Origin of the sequence: Methylobacterium komagatae (genome assembly GCF_042661665.1) — a bacterium.
GTDB lineage: Bacteria > Pseudomonadota > Alphaproteobacteria > Rhizobiales > Beijerinckiaceae > Methylobacterium > Methylobacterium komagatae.
The window spans coordinates 2,111,527-2,126,246 of the sequence record NZ_JBHSWN010000001.1 but is presented as its reverse complement, the minus strand read 5'-3'; the positions used below and the strand labels follow the sequence as shown (position 1 = coordinate 2,126,246).

General features: G+C 66.2%; 11 protein-coding genes and 1 pseudogene. 3 read left to right on the top strand and 9 right to left on the bottom strand.

Translation table 11 applies throughout. The features are described 5' to 3' along the window. The first annotated feature begins 141 nt into the window (after positions 1–141). Complete coding sequence (locus ACFQE0_RS10355; protein WP_378969326.1) at positions 142–969, top strand: GGDEF domain-containing protein; 828 nt, start codon at positions 142–144, stop codon at positions 967–969. 539 nt (positions 970–1,508) lie between these two features. Here the strand turns inward: ACFQE0_RS10355 and ACFQE0_RS10350 are convergent. The 6 genes and pseudogenes from ACFQE0_RS10350 to ACFQE0_RS10325 form a co-directional block, all read right to left on the bottom strand. Then, positions 1,509–3,633: pseudogene (locus ACFQE0_RS10350) on the bottom strand (catalase). Positions 3,634–3,711: 78 nt separating this feature from the next. Continuing rightward, complete coding sequence (locus ACFQE0_RS10345) at positions 3,712–4,362, bottom strand: cytochrome b (protein WP_116655318.1); 651 nt, start codon at positions 4,360–4,362, stop codon at positions 3,712–3,714. Positions 4,363–4,371: 9 nt separating this feature from the next. Beyond that, on the bottom strand, positions 4,372–5,328 hold the full coding sequence (gene mbfA / locus ACFQE0_RS10340; protein ID WP_378969324.1) for an iron exporter MbfA: 957 nt from the start codon (positions 5,326–5,328) through the stop codon (positions 4,372–4,374). 79 nt (positions 5,329–5,407) lie between these two features. Continuing rightward, the gene (locus tag ACFQE0_RS10335; RefSeq protein WP_378969322.1) at positions 5,408–6,319 is read right to left on the bottom strand and encodes a Dps family protein; all 912 of its coding nucleotides are present in this window, start codon (positions 6,317–6,319) and stop codon (positions 5,408–5,410) included. Between the two features lie 158 nt (positions 6,320–6,477). After that, positions 6,478–7,170 carry a sensor histidine kinase gene (locus ACFQE0_RS10330; protein WP_116655321.1) on the bottom strand — a complete coding sequence of 231 codons (693 nt, stop codon included), beginning with the start codon at positions 7,168–7,170 and terminating at the stop codon, positions 6,478–6,480. 297 nt (positions 7,171–7,467) lie between these two features. Continuing rightward, positions 7,468–8,571, bottom strand: coding sequence for a glycosyltransferase (locus ACFQE0_RS10325; protein ID WP_160534120.1), 1,104 nt, complete (start codon positions 8,569–8,571; stop codon positions 7,468–7,470). A 398-nt stretch (positions 8,572–8,969) separates the two neighbouring features. Here ACFQE0_RS10325 and ACFQE0_RS10320 point away from each other — a divergent pair, with 398 nt between their 5' ends. Together ACFQE0_RS10320 and ACFQE0_RS10315 are read left to right on the top strand one after the other, a co-directional pair. Then, positions 8,970–9,281 (top strand): ferritin family protein, encoded by a 312-nt coding sequence (locus ACFQE0_RS10320; RefSeq protein ID WP_133250861.1) that lies wholly within the window; start codon positions 8,970–8,972, stop codon positions 9,279–9,281. Positions 9,282–9,524: 243 nt separating this feature from the next. Beyond that, positions 9,525–10,808: a type II restriction endonuclease gene (locus ACFQE0_RS10315; RefSeq protein ID WP_274852099.1), complete on the top strand. Its 1,284-nt coding sequence runs from the start codon at positions 9,525–9,527 to the stop codon at positions 10,806–10,808. A 674-nt stretch (positions 10,809–11,482) separates the two neighbouring features. Here the strand turns inward: ACFQE0_RS10315 and ACFQE0_RS10310 are convergent. From ACFQE0_RS10310 to ACFQE0_RS10300, 3 genes are all read right to left on the bottom strand, one after another. Then, on the bottom strand, positions 11,483–11,974 hold the full coding sequence (locus tag ACFQE0_RS10310) for a hypothetical protein (protein ID WP_378969319.1): 492 nt from the start codon (positions 11,972–11,974) through the stop codon (positions 11,483–11,485). A 94-nt stretch (positions 11,975–12,068) separates the two neighbouring features. Beyond that, a complete protein-coding gene (locus tag ACFQE0_RS10305) occupies positions 12,069–12,410 on the bottom strand; it encodes a response regulator (protein WP_378969317.1) in 342 nt (113 codons plus the stop codon). 54 nt (positions 12,411–12,464) lie between these two features. Further along, entirely contained in the window at positions 12,465–14,243 is a 1,779-nt protein-coding gene (locus ACFQE0_RS10300; RefSeq protein WP_378969315.1) for a PAS domain S-box protein, read from the bottom strand. Positions 14,244–14,720 lie beyond the last annotated feature (477 nt).

The window sequence follows — 14,720 nt, the reverse complement described above, 5'->3', positions numbered from 1 at the left end:
ATCGAGATGGCGGGTGCCGCCAAGGATGATCCAGCGGGAGCGGCAACCATGCCCTGCAGAGAAGCGACGACACGAGATCCGCTCGACACGCTCCAAGCGTGGCGGAAGGTAGGGACGTGGGCCGCGCTGGTTGCGGCCTGCTTGATCCTCGCCGCCGCCGACCGCGGCGTCCCGGAGGCGGGGATGGCGGCGCTCTTCATCCCGCTCATTACCCTCGCGGGCTGGCGACTCGGTCCGCGCGAGGCCTGCAGCGTTGCGCTCGCCGCGGCGCTGCTGAACGTGTCCACGCCGCACGCCGGCGACGCGGGGCTGCCGCCGGTCCTTGCGGTCCTCCAGAGCATCCTGCGCCTGGGCACGAACGCGTTCGTCGTCTGGGCCGTCTGCACCCTGCGCTCGGCATACGACCGCGAGCGGACCGCGGCCCGGCACGACGGACTGACGGGTGCGCTGAACAGGGCGGCCTTCGAGGAGCATGCGCGGGCGATTCTGGAGGCCGAGCCGTGCGATCAACGCGTCGCCGTACTGGCGCTCGCTGACATCGACGACTTCAAGGTCGTCAACGACACGGGCGGGCATGCCGCGGGCGACGCGGTGCTGAGAGCGTTCGCTGAAATCGCCGCAGCGTCTCTCGACGGCCGGGAACGGCTTGGGCGGCTGGGTGGCGACGAGTTCGTGCTGCTGCTGGAAGCCGATACGGTGGAGGCCGCGCGGTCCAGGATTGAGGCCGTGCACCGGCGATTGACGGATGACCTCGGGTCCGCGACCGTTCCTGCGACGGCCAGCATCGGTGCGCTGGTCCTGCAACCGGAACGCCGTCACGACTGGGTCTTTGCGCCGAAGGCAGCCGACCATGTCATGTACGCGGTGAAGGCGTCGGGCAAGAATGCATTGCGGGTCGAGATCGCCGGCATGGTTGCCGCCTCCCCGAATATGTCGCGCCTACCGGCCCGGGCCTTCGCGGTCGCTTGATCGTCGGGTGCGAGCGAACGTGTCGCCCGGCGGCGTCGGGCTGGCATAAGGTAGGCTGTAACACCATTCGTCTGCACCCCGGCCTGCGCATGCCCTTGTCCGAGAGATGCTCAGCCGAAGTGCATCGCTCCACCCCACCGTCAGACCGGTCAAACAAGGTGCACCCCGGTCACGTGCTGTGTTCTTCGTGAGCAAGCACGGCGGAGCTTGAGCGCATTCCGGAGCAGACTGGAGTCGTTCTAACCCGTCTTATTCACGAGGGCAGTGGACCTTGGTTGGCGAGCGTAGCGTAAGACATTGATGGGGCTTAGGGATTGGGTGCTGACGCCAAGCCCCCAAACCAGATCGAGCCCGCCACGCCCGCCATGTCCGACCCTACGGTGCTCCCGTTCGCGTTTCGATCCGTAGCCAATTTTCGAAGGTCGTTCGGGCGGGTGTCTCGCGGCCCCAGCTATGGCCCTCGCTAGCTATGGTCTCACGAACGGACGGGACCGGTTCGGGGGGGCGACGGCCTGCTGCCGATGGGCCTGCTGCCGATGTCACGGACAGCCGGCATGCACCGCCGGCTCGCGTTCCCAGTACCGCAGCTTGCCACACCGCAGAACGAACGCCGTGATGTCGCTGGGACTTTTCAACTCGATGCAACCGTCATCCAGCTCGGTGACACCCGCCTTCTCGAAGAGCGGCTGTGCGGTCTCTACCCAAGCGATGAACTTGGCGTGCGCGAAGGCATCGCTGACGAAATCTCGCGCTGTGGCCTCCTGCGCCAGCAGCGTTCCGCCCGCTCCGGAGGGTAGAAGTGCCACGGCATCGTACAGAACCGAAGGACCGCCGTTGATCTTCTGCTGCGTTGCAACGGTACTACCGTCGCTCGCCGTTACACCGCCGACGGTCGGCGCGACGAGTTCCAGCATTGCGCCCTCCGCCGCGAGAGCCTTCTGCAAGGTCTTCAGCAGTTCGGCATCGACCCCGTCCGTGACCAGAGCCCCACCTTGCGTCCCTTGAGACTCCTTGGTCCGTTCTGAACGATGCTCAGGGCCGGCGAGGCCGGAAGGTCCTTTCGAACCGGACGCGCCGGTTCCGCCGCAGATGGCAGCGTCTTCAGCCCAAGACCGTCGGCAACCTTCCTGGCCAGTTCCTCGTCGACATTCAGTAGATGCGAGATCATCCTCGCACGGATGGCGGGTGTCTCGACCTTGCTTAGTTCGAACACGAATGCATCCTTGATGTGGGTCTGCTCCGGCAGCGTCTGACTCACGTAGAACTGCCGCGCCTGGCTGTAATGGTCGGCAAACAGCTCGGCCCGGATGCGCAGTTTGTGGCCACTCTCCTCGACCGGAGCGCTGCGGAAGCCGCGATCTGGGGACTCCCGGGGCCCGCCCGCCGTCCCGCCCCAGGAATTCGGCTCGTAATTTGCCCGGCCCTTCGGGTTGTGCAGGGCCATGTGACCATCCTGCTGGAACGTGTGGAACGGGCACTTGGGCGCATTGATCGGGATGTGCGTGAAGTTCGGGCCACCCAGCCGCTTCACCTGCGTGTCAAGATAAGAAAAGTTACGCCCCTGTAGGAGCGGGTCGTTGGTGAAACCGATGCCGGGCACGATGTTCTGCGTGCAGAACGCCACCTGCTCGGTCTCGGCGAAGAAGTTGTCCACGTTTCGATCGAGGACGAGCCGTCCGACGCGCTGGATTGGCACGAGCTCTTCCGGAATGAGCTTCGTGGCATCGAGGACATCGAAATCGAACGACTTGGCGAAATCCTCGTCGAAGAGCTGAAGGCCGAGCCCCATTCGGGAAAATCACCGGCCTCAATTGCATTCCACAGATCACGGCGGTGATAGTCGGGATCTGCTCCATTTACTTTCACGGCCTCATTCCAGACCACCGACTGCAGGCCGAGTTTCGGTTTCCAGTGGAACTTGACGAACGTGGATTTTCCCGTCCCGTCCACCAGCTGGAAGGTATGGACCCCGAATCCTTCCATGAAGCGGAAGGAACGCGGGATCGTCCGGTCGGACATGATCCAGAGAGCCATATGCATGGCCTCCGGGCTCAAGGAGATGAAATCCCAAAAGTTATCATGCGCCGTCTGTGCCTGCGGAAAGCCGCGGTCCGGCTCCTGCTTGGCGGCATGCACCATGTCGGGGAACTTGATCGCGTCCTGGATGAAGAAGACCGGGATGTTGTTGCCGACGAGATCCCAATTGCCTTCCTTGGTGTAAAACTTGACGGCAAAGCCGCGCACGTCACGCGCAAGGTCGGAGGATCCCTTGTTGCCGGCGACCGTGGAGAAGCGCACGAAGACAGGTGTACGCTCGCCGACACGCTGGAAGAGATCGGCACGCGTGATCTCAGACAGCGCCTCGGTGGTCTCGAAGTAGCCGTGTGCGCCAAAGCCCCGAGCATGCACGACGCGCTCCGGAATGCGCTCGTGGTCGAAATGGAAGAGCTTCTCGCGAAGGTGAAAATCCTCCAGCAGGGTTGGGCCGCGGGCGCCGACCTTCAGGGAGTTCTGATCGTCGGCAACGGGAACGCCCTGCTGCGTGGTCAGGAACGGAACGTCACCACCGGCGACTTGATGGGTCTCACCACCTGGGCCGCGCAGGATCTTCGCGTCACCGATGTGAGCGGGTACGAGCTTGTGGGCGTTTGGATCGGCAGCCATTCGGATCTCCGGTTTCGGGCTAAGCCTGCATCGGCGTCGGCAAAGGGAGGTGGGCTTTTCCTGCTCGCGTCAGCGGTCCTACGGCTGGCGCTGCGGCGTTCGGCCGGCCTGTGACGCTGCGCCCGTCGCAAGACTCGCGGGCTGAGATTGCGCACCGGCCGCGGAAAGGACGGGCGTCGGACGGCGAGCCCAGCTCCCCGGCAGCATGCGGCCGAGCACGGCGTCTCTCCAGACGTAGCGGTGAATCAGCGCCGCTGCGGCGTGCAAGCCCGCCAGCGCCAAGATCATCCAGCCGATGGTCCCGTGCAGTTCCTGCACCTGGTGGGTCAGGACGCGGTTTCCAGGGTCGTAAGCGGGGATGCTGACTAGGTTGAAGAGGCTGTCGCCGCGCACCCACACGAGAAACATGCCCACGAGCACCATCATCACGAGCAGCGCATAGAGTCCCCAGTGCGTGCCCTTTGCGAGCAGGTTGAGGGCGCCGGTATCCGGCAGCGGCAAGCGACGCCCGCGTGTGGCGCGCCAAGCGAGCCTCATCAGGAGCAGCACGGCCAGGAGCAATCCTCCGGTGATGTGCACCGAGCGCGCGTCGACGCGGGGAGAACCAGCCGGGAACAGGTCGATGACCTGAGCCCCGATCCACTGAGCCACGACCAACACAGCCGTCGCCCAGTGGAACGCGATGGTGACGGCATCGTAGCGGTCCGCACGAGGGTTCACAGGTTGCATGGCGAAACCTCACGCGTTGCCGATGAGGATGCCGGTGGCGAGCACGAGGGTTCCTCCCAGCATGACCTTGGCCGCAGCCGCGAAGGGCGGCGTCTCCATGAACCGCCACTGCACCCAGGCGATGGCCAACAGCTCGATGACCACGACGACGCCTGCGGCGACGGTGGCCATCACGAAATCGTTGATGAGGTAGGGCAGCGTGTGACCGATGCCGCCAGCGATCGTCATCAGGCCGCACACCAAACCTCGTAGCAGCGGAGTGCCCCGACCGGACAGCTTGCCGTCGTCGGCCAGCGCCTCGGCAAACCCCATACTGATGCCCGCCCCTAGCGAAGCCGCTAAGCCGACCAAGAAGGCGTTCCAGGGATCACGCGTAGCGAAGGCCGCCGCAAAGACCGGCGCGAGCGTCGAGACCGAGCCATCCATTAGACCGACAAGGCCGGGCTGGATCACCTGCAGAACGAAGCGGCGTTGCGCGCCCTCATCCTCGGACGTCCGAACTTCGCCGGGCAGGCGCTTTTGCTGGATCTCCTCGGCCGCTCGCTCGTGCTGCGGCTCATCGGCGGCCAAGTCACCGAGCAGCTTGCGTATGCCGGCATCCGAGGCGCGGGCTGCCGCCTGCTGATAGAAGCGCGCGGCGTCGTGCTCCATTTGCTGCACGTGGCGGCGCACGGCCTCGATACCTTGAGCGCGGACCTGCCAGACAGGCTTGCGCTGCACCCAGCCCCGCACGTCCTGGCGTCGCACGAGCGGGATGTGCGCGTCGAAGCGGGACTGGAACAGGTCGATCAGTTTGCGGCGATGCTCGTTCTCCTTATCGGCCATGTCGCTGAACATCTGGGCACTGTCGGGGTAATCGCTTCGCAGTTCATGGGCGAAGTCGGCGTAGATGCGGCCGTCCTCCTCCTCGCTGGCGATCGCCAGGGCGAGCAACTCGCGCTCGGTCAGGTCGATGAAGGCACGCATGGATGGGGCCGTCCTAGCTTAGGCGTTCGGTGACGAACGGCAGCCCGGTCCTGGCTTGCAGGACCGGGCTGCCTGTTTGTCAGCGCTGGTTCAGGCTGCCCGCCGGGGCATGGGACGGAAGTTCGACGGGCTTGTTGTTGTTGAGATCCCAGCCGGTATTCGGGTCCGTGCCCGTGCGCTGGAGCTGGGCCCGCATCTGCCACTGGTACTTGGCGACCCCGTGCTCAACCTCTTGCAACAGGTTCGAGGTGGTGGGATCGACCTTCTCGGTGGCCTTGATGGCGGTATTCACCTCCTCGCCGACCCGCTTGTAGGCGTTGGTAAACCACACCAGGATCTGGGCATCGTCGAGGAAGCCGCCGGGGATCTCCGGCACACCGGAGGTCTTCACGATGGTGTTGGGCCGCCCGTCCGCCGAGGCGCCGACGGCCAGGAGCCGCTCCGCGATGGTGTCGGCGTATTTCGACAGGCCCTCGTAGTGCTCCTGCAGCAGGAGGTGCAGGGGGTAGTATAGGGTGCCGGATGCGTTCCAGTGCGCCTGCTTGGTCTGAAGCTGGAGCTGCTGCAGCTCGGTCAGGGTCTGCTGCAGGGCAGCCACGTCCTTCTTGTGTCCCTCTTCGCCGGCCCCGAGATCGATCCAGGGCTGCTGGCTGATCTCGTTCGTCGGGAAGGGCCCGATCGGTTGCTGGCTGGTCACCTGCGTCTGCGACGATTGACGGATGTCGCCGATCTGACCGCCTGCCCCCTGCTGTCGCTCGGTTGGCGACTTCTGGCCGCCCAGTTCGGTCTGGCTCGCCTGTGCAAGCTCGATACGCGAGAACACCGTCATGGCGTTCTGCGCCGAAGAGGGAGCCGAGCGTACCCCGGTGCGCGGGCCGCCAGCACCCGTGCTCACGCCGGAGTCCGATGTCGCTCCGGACAGTGCAAGGGCCGGCGTGCAGAGGGCGGATCCGGCAAGCAGAACGACCGGGAGCAGGCGAAAAAATTGCATGAAAAGACTCGCGGCTGATGGCAGAGGTTTGTGCTCTGCTCACGCACCAGGGCAGCAGCAACACAGGCCGAAAACCGGCGCTACATCAGAGCCGTTCCAAACTAAACCAGAGTTTAGCTGAGACGACCTACGCGGACATATCGGCGGCGGTGGGAAGATCACCCCGGTCGATCGTCGCCGGGCAGAGAATGTCGAATCGGCAGCCACCTCCGGGCGCATCGGTGATGACGGCCTGAACCCTGCAACTCGACGATAGCGGCTACGAGCCCAAGGCCGAGGCCGTTGCCGACGGTGTGACGTGCGGGCTCGGCGCGATAGAACCGCCGAAAGACCTGATCACGTTCCGCCGGAGGAATGCCGGGCCCCGTATCCTCGACGGCCAGGATGCAGATCGCGCCTCGCCGCGACACCTCAAGGCGTACCAAACCGCACGCCGGTGTGAACTTGACAGCGTTGTCAATGAGGTTGGTCACGGCTTCGAACAGGGGGGCGCGGTCGCCGGTGAGGAACGGAAACGGATGAGTGACCTCAAGGCAGATCCGGATGCTCTTGTCCTCCGCGATCGGCTCATAAAGCTCGGCGGCCTCCGCCAGGACTTGCGCCACGTCGACTCGCGAAAATGCGGCACAGCGATGTTTATGCTGGATCTCGCCGATGCGCAGGACGGCGGTGATGATCGACAGGGTCTGATCGAGCCAGACGAGGCTCTGGTCGATCACCTCCTCAAGCTCCGCCAGGGAGTGCGCGCCCGTTCGGCTGCGTTCCAGTCGCGCGCGTAGACGCGTCAGGGGCGTTCGGAGATCGTGCGCGATCGCATCGCCGCCTGTCCCGAAGCCGACCTGATCCGCCATCTTGCGACTGCGCTCGCCCCGGCACCGGCCTGAACGACGGCGCTGCGACGCCCCGACGAACCCGCTCCCCTTCCTCCAGCGCCGACCGAACAATCCCGATCCACACGCGTCAGAACAGACGCGCGATCCCGCGCGCCATCAGCCCAAAACGCAACGTACGCCGATGCCCGATGAATAAGTCGGGCTAATAGTGATGCGCCGCAGGCCTCTGGCCGTCTGCGTGCGTCATCCGCCCCCTTAGGACGGACTGGTATCACCGATGTGAAAAGCGGCTTGCAGTCAGGGCGAGCGCAATTTTCAGACAGTGAATTTTTGCGAAAGTTGCGCTTCGAAGTCGGAGATCGTGCGGAGTTGCGCAAGTTTTGGGCAATAGTTGAAAGACCAGCGTTGATCGGTGCGCGCGACCTGCTTTCCTCGCAAGCCATCGATGAAGGTGTTGAAGCGCTCTCGTTCGATTGTCATCAGGCGCAGGGTTGTAGAGCGCGTGAAATCTGCCGGAATGGCGCGCGCCTTCATCGCAGCCACGCCTTCTTGGACTGCCCGAGGATTGTCATCCACGATCAAGGTCGTGTCCGGGTGAAAGAACGTATCGCGTCCGCCTTTGCTGCGGGTTGAAACGACAGGCAATCCGGCCAAAAGATACTCGATGCTCGCGTACATGGCGCCCTCCAGCTTTGAGAGACATAAGCCAACGTGAGCCGACGCCATTGCTTCATTCACTTGGACGTGATCCATGAACACGACATTGTCGTCCTCGATTTCGTTGATGATTACGTGACCGCGGGGCAGCCCGTGGAGGAATTTATGGAGCTGTGCCTTCTTCAGATCTGGAGACCAGCGACCGAACAGTTTTGTCACATAGGCGCAGCTTGGCACAAGCCGCGCCAATTCATGCCGCTTTAACGGGACGAGCTGCGCATTATAGATTGCATCGTACGTCCGCGGTCGGTCGACGATCGGGTGGAACATGGTCTCGTCAACGAACATGTTCTGCGGCGCGAGGTATACGTCGACGCCGAACCTGCGCAGCGACTCTTCTTCCCCCGGCGTGTTCGCCATGACGATCAGGCGCGCTCGGCGATGGGCTTTGCGAAAACGTCTGTATTGTTGAGCGACTGATAAGGCGAAGGTCGGCCGCTCCAGGCTGTGGGTGACCGCATGAAGGAAAACGAATGGCGTCTCGGGAAAGCGCGCGGCGAGGTAGCTTGCAGCCCCGAACGGCCTCGGTTGCGGTTGGGCGCAGAAGATTGGGGGATCGAGAGACAAGAACAGGCCCGCGACTTGTAGGTCCCTGGACCATGTGCGCGGTTCTCGAACGAAGCAATCGACCAGGCCGGCGGCTTCTGACAGGACCGGTGTTCCAAAAAGATATGGATTGCGGAGGGCGTGCAAACTGAGCATGCGCGGAAATCCGATCCACATATCCGAGCAGAGCTAAGACCGCACGAGTCGGCGGCTGACGCTCGCACAAGCTTGAAAAGGACGGGCGAAAGGCAGCCGTGCCTACATAGGCGCACGTGAGATCGATGCTACTAAAAAGTTGTTCACGCTTTATCTGTCCCAGGACTGGCATCATCGCGAGGCCCAACCTGTTGCTGCTTCGGACGTGCCGCCTTGAGGTGAGCGTTGATGTGCTAGCCGTCCGGACTTATTGGCGCCGCGATGAACAACACTTCGCTCGTCGTGGCCGCTCCATGCTCAGTCGATAGTCTTGCCCCGTGACGCCGCGGGCAACTCGAACGTTTCAGATCCACCATACGATGCGCGCTAACCCAAACCTGACCAGGCGTGAGCTGGCGTTGGCTGTCGCCGACGAGGAGGAGGACGGTCGAGGCTACGATGACTTCGCTCGCGACCTGCAAAACGAACAGCTCGACGGTGCCCGCATGTTCGGCGACATGGCCGAGGAGGAGACTGAATACTGCCGGCAGCTCATCGATCTGTTGTCGAGCGCTTTAACCCGCACACTCCGTTGGCGCAGCGGCAGGAGCCGCGCCTACACCATCACGCAACTTCGTCAGGCTTGTTCCTCGGCGCGGATTGGGCCGAGGCCGACGGCACATGACCCTGGTCGTGCGGACGAGTTCGGTGGGATGGCCGGCGACCTTTAGCGGACGCTCGACGGCCAGTCGGTGCCGGTGACCTCGAATAAGGAGGCGCCGTTCGAATCCAATCGGCTCGACGGCCAGTCCGTGGCGGAGGCCGCCCGGCTTCGCTCGGCGTGAACCGCGCCCGTGAGACTTCCCGATGACAGCGGCAACCGTGGCTTGGATGGTATGCTCCGGACCGAAGCCGGATTTCGGGAATGCTGCGCCGATGCGCCTGATAAATGACACTGGCGCGGAACGCGCCCCTTGGACGACGCCTGGATCGGCAACCTGATCCGGCATTGGCGCGAGGACCCCGGCGCCTCCTACCGGACCTGGTTCCTGTGGGAGGAGCGCATCAAGAACTTCCGCTCGATCCGGCGCGGCCTCCAGGCGGTCATCGATGAGATCCGGGCCGACGCATTCGGCAACGCCTATCGTGGTTCGTCGCTGGAGACGGTTGTCCACTCCATCGCGGAGCAGCGCCAGGTCTTCAAGGGCGCCGACCACGCCTTCCTCTGGAAGCCGAAGCTGCGCATCCCCGACATCTACGAGGACCGCACGAACCAGGTCGCGTTCGGGCGGTTCCTCGACGCCTGCCTGTGCTGCAGCGCCGAGGACGGGGTGCTGTCCGCCATCCACGCGCTCGACCGGCACCGCATCAAGGGGCTGGGCCCGGCCGCGGCGAACCTGCTGTACTTCCTGCACCCCACCCTCGTGCCCCCGTTCAACACGGCCATCGTGAAGGGCTACAACGCCGTCGCCGGCGCCAACGTGAAGCTCGGCAAGTGGGACGAGTACCTCGCGATGCGCCGGGGCATCGTCGCCCTCAACGCCGGCCACCGCGGCCTGCTCTCCAACGATTACGGCGCCATCGCGGGCTTCCTGTTCGACGTCGGGTCCGGGCGATACCCGCTGCCGGAGCGCGACGGGGCCGCCGCGCTCGCCCGCTGGCGCGAGGACCTCGACCGCGTGCGGTCGGAGGCCGCCGCCACGGCCTCCAAGGCGGCGCTGGCCGCGCGCGAGGCGGACCACACCCACACCGAGGTCCAGGGCTGGCTGCGCGACCTCGGCCTCGCCCTCGGCTTCGACGTCTGGATCGCGTCGAACGACGGCAACCGCCCCTACGGCTCGGGCCGCCTGTCCGACGGCTGCCTCGACCGCCTGCCCGGGCGCGCGACGGCGAACGGCTCGGCCGAGACGGTCCGGCTCATCGACGTGATCTGGCTGGACAAGGCGGGCGGCGACGTGGCGGCCGCCTTCGAGGTCGAGCATACGACGAGCATCTACTCGGGCATCGTGCGGATGCTCGACCTGGCGCTCGGGGTCGAGGGCGGGGCGGCGCGCAACTTCTTCCTGGTGGCGCCCGACAACCGCGAGGATGACGTGCGCGCCCAGTTCGCCCGGCCCGCCTTCTCGCGGGTGGCCGAGCTCGACCTGCGCTACCTGCCCTACAGCGAGCTGCGCGGACACAGGGAGTCGATCGCCCGTTTCGGGAGCGGCCTGAAGGGCATGCTCGCCATCGCCAAGCCCGTCGGGCGTCCGCGCTGAGCCCGGTGACCGGTCCGACGGAGCCGACCCTACCGATTCCGGCGCCATCGCAGTGGCCGGCCGACGTCGCCGCCCCGGAAGCGGAACGTTGGCGGGACGACGACGCCGCACCCGCGCAACTGGATCGGCCGGGCGCGAGCCACCACGGCCGAATCCGCGCACACACCGGCAACGGCGAGACCGTTCTCGCTTCGGCGGCCGGGAACGCTCGTTTTGCTCCGGACGGTAACCGGGCCAGTCGGCCGCCGCGCCGCGTCGACCCCGCTCGCCGCCAACCGCGGCCGCGGGGCGTCGTCCGGACCTCGCGGCCCGGCCCCCGACCGGGCTCTCGCCGTCCCAGGGTACCTCGCCCGCGAGGACGGCGAAGCGTCCGTCCGGGAGGTCCGCGAACGGCCTCCGCTCGGCTATAAGCTGGCGCAGCTTCCACCGGAGCAGCCCGGGCGTGATCCTCTGGAACCGCCCGGTCGCCGCGTCCAGCTCCGCGTCCAGGCCGCCGAGGATCCCCTCCGCCGACAGCGCCCCGCCCATGACGAGAAGGGCGTGGACCTCCCGCATGAACCGGCGCCAGAACGGCCGTTTCGCCATCGCCGCGACCGCATCGGCAGGAAGCGGTCCGGTCGTCGCCGCGATGTCGGGCTCGGGCTCGGCCAGCCCGAGCCGGTCGCCGACGAGGGTCAGCCCTTACGGTCGTCCATGAGGCGCAGGAGGGGATAGCGCAGCCAACGCCTCCGTGAGCGGGTGGCCCGCCCGCTCGCCCCCTCCTCCAGCCGGGTCGGCAGAGCCCTCAGGAGGGGGTGGACCGCCATGGGTCCGCGTTGGCGCGCCGCCGCCGCGACCGCGTCCCGCACACGCCCCCGGAAGTCGTTCGCCGCTCGCGCCAGCTTCAGCCCGTGCGCGGTATCGACGAACCCGGTGCGGGCCCGACCTTGCGGAACGGAGCCCGCCTCGCCCGCCGCGGAAGCGGGCGGCACGCTCCCGGTCGACGGGGCGCCGTCGACACGCACGCGGTCCAGCTTGGCCTGCAGCGCCGCGACGCGCTCCTCCAGGAGGTCGATCCGGTCCAGGGCCTCGTCGAGCGTAGCCCTCGCCATGGCCCCGCGGTCCTCGGCCGCGACGAACCCCTGCAGACCCGCCCGGTCCGCCTCGACCCGGCCCAGCTCAAGCAACCCCCGTCCGATCACCGCGAGCCGCCTCTCGAAGGCCTCCGGTAGGTCCGCCCGCGCGATGGCCGGCCGGGAAGTCGACGTTCGCCCTACCACTTCAGGCGGCGAACTTGCGGATCACCGCCTCGATCCTGCGGCGGTCGAAGGGCTTGCCGAGGACCACGCCTCGCTCCGGGATCCGAGCGGCGTCCCAGGGCTGCGAGGACACCATGAGCAGCTCGATGGGCGGCCAGCGGTCCCGGATCGTCATGGCCATCTGCATGCCGATCGTAGAGCCGCGCATGTCCAGGTCTGCGAACACCGTGCGGATGTCGGCGCGGTTCTCCAGGATCTGGAGCGCCTCGGTCACGCTGGTCGCCTCGACGGCTTCGCAGCCCGCCTGTTCGACGAAGTCGACGAGCGACATCATCAGGATCGGGTCATCCTCGACGACAAGCACGTAAGTCAGGCGTGGGCCTTGGGACTGAGCCATAGGGGTTAATGAACCAGCACTTCAGCGAGCGGCGCGCGGAACTCGGCGCGAAGGCCGACAGGAGCGTAATCGAGGGCGGCCACCCGCGTTCCCAGCAGGCCCATGCGGATCAGCTTCGACCCGAAGCCGCCACGGGTGCTCGGCGGTACCACCGGCGGCCCATCGGTCTCGGCCCAGTCCAACACCAGCGTCGGCGATGGATCGGTCTCGGTGCGCCAGCTCGATCCGTACCTTGCCGGCTCCGGCCGACAGCGACCCGTACTTGAGCGCGTTGGTCGCCATCTCGTGCAGGAGCAGCGACAGCGACAGGGCCGCCTGCGGACTGATGTCCAGGTCCGGGCCGTCGAGCGCGAAGCGGTCGAGGTCCGCCTGCATCGCCAGCACGCTCTCCATCACGCTGCGCATTCGGGCGGCGGCCCAACTCTTCTGAACCAACACGTCATGGGCGCGCGACAGGGCGAGCACCCGGCGCTCGAACGCCTCGACCAAGTGCCGTTCGGTGACCCCGCGGAGGGTCTGTGTGGCGATGGACTGCACGATGGCCAGGGTGTTTTTCAGGCGATGCGACAGCTCATGGTTGAGGATGTCCTGCTGCTCTGCGGCACGCTTGCGCGCGGTGAGGTCGGTGACGGTGACGACCGCGCCCACCACCTCTCCGTCGCGGAGCAAGGGAGCGTTGGTGCACGTCACCGGCACCGGCGTGCCATCCTGCCGGAAGAAGACCGTCTCCTCGGCGACGATCGACGTTCCCTCCCGCAAGGCTCGCACGAAGATGCACTCCTCGGCCGGGAATGCGGTGCCGTCCTCCCGGTGATGATGCAGCGTCTCGTGCAGGTTCCGGCCCACCAGCTCGTCGGCGGGCCAGCCGAACAGCCGACCGGCCGGCGGGTTGGCCAGCAGGATCGTGCCGTCAGGGTCGAGCCGGAACACGGCTTCGCTGACGTGATCGGTCACGGAACGCAGGATGTCGGTCTGCTCGGCCAGGGCCCGCTCGACCTCACGCTGGCTGGTGCGGTCACGCAGGATCTTGAGGAAGCCGATCACCGCGCCGGCCTCGTCCTTGAGCGGCATCAGCTCGCCGTTGGCCCAGAACCGCGAGCCGTCCTTGCGCAGGTGCCAGCGTTCGTCGATGCCGCGCCCCTGTTCGAGAGCCGCGCGCATTTCCTGCGCGGGGATGCCAGCGGTGCGGTCCTCCTCGGTGAAGAAGGTCTCGCTGGGGCGGCCGACCATCTCCTCGGCACGCCAGCCCAGGACGTGCTCGGCGCCTGTGTTCCAGGTGGTGATGGTGCCGGACAGGTCCATGGCGACCATCGCGTAATCGGTCGAACTCTCCACGATCGCGCGGTAGCGGGCATCGCTGGCAGTGAGCGCCGTCTGGGTGTCGCGCGTACCTACAACGTCTGAGGTCACATCCTCAACGTAGTGGATCAGGCTCAGCACCTCCCCACCCGGGCCCGTCACCGGCACGGAGAGCGGTCGCCAGTGCCGCTCCACGAACACGCCGTCCGGACCCCGGATGTTGTAGTGCTGCACGGCCATGCGGTCCGGCAGGCCGGTCTGGATGGCACGGTCGAGCGAGGCGCGCAGGTTGCGTTCGCCGAAGGCCTTCGGCGTGGCCGGATCGTCCGGGAAGACCTCGAACAGCGACCGGCCCGTGATCGCCTCGCGCTCGGTCATGGTCGCGCGCAGGTAGGCCTCGTTGACGCCGATGATCGTGAAGGTGGGGCTATCGGCGGCGAGCAGGAGGTACGGGTTCGGAGTGGCCTCGAACACGTCGTGGGACGGAATGGCAGCCCTCATCGGACAGCCTGCGGAAGCTGCGCCACCTCTCCGGCCCGATCTACGCGAGCAAAGGCGTCGGCCACCCGATCCGGGATGGTGACTTGGCGCTCGTGGCGACGTGCGCCGGCTGTAGGCGAAGGCTCATCCAACGGCCCGCTTCTCCAGGTGCAGGTACGCCGGATTAAATGGAGAAACCCGGAGAAGTTCATCCCGTGCCTCGATCATCAGGTAGATCATCGCCTGCCAAACGACCGCAGAGGGGACCATCCAGGGGGCGGCAAAGGTCTGTGAGCGGTCCCCGTGGCTACGGCCGCTTCGATCCATCCGCCGTTCGGCTGGCCTTCTCGCTCGTTGACGGCGAGACAGCCGCAAAGGCGCGGTTACGTGCCCTGGCTCTCGTGGCACGCCCGATGTCCGTGTCCCCCTGAGCAGCCCTTCACACGGCTAAGCTGATTGAGTGCAGGCCACAGCCGGCTTCCCAGCATCTACGGGACA

Coding starts and splice junctions, on each gene's coding strand:
- ACFQE0_RS10345 (WP_116655318.1), bottom strand. CDS start 4,362: ATGCAACCTGTGAACCCTCGTGCGGACCGCTACGATGCCGTCACCATC.
- mbfA (WP_378969324.1), bottom strand. CDS start 5,328: ATGCGTGCCTTCATCGACCTGACCGAGCGCGAGTTGCTCGCCCTGGCG.
- ACFQE0_RS10335 (WP_378969322.1), bottom strand. CDS start 6,319: ATGCAATTTTTTCGCCTGCTCCCGGTCGTTCTGCTTGCCGGATCCGCC.
- ACFQE0_RS10330 (WP_116655321.1), bottom strand. CDS start 7,170: ATGGCGGATCAGGTCGGCTTCGGGACAGGCGGCGATGCGATCGCGCAC.
- ACFQE0_RS10325 (WP_160534120.1), bottom strand. CDS start 8,571: ATGCTCAGTTTGCACGCCCTCCGCAATCCATATCTTTTTGGAACACCG.
- ACFQE0_RS10300 (WP_378969315.1), bottom strand. CDS start 14,243: ATGAGGGCTGCCATTCCGTCCCACGACGTGTTCGAGGCCACTCCGAAC.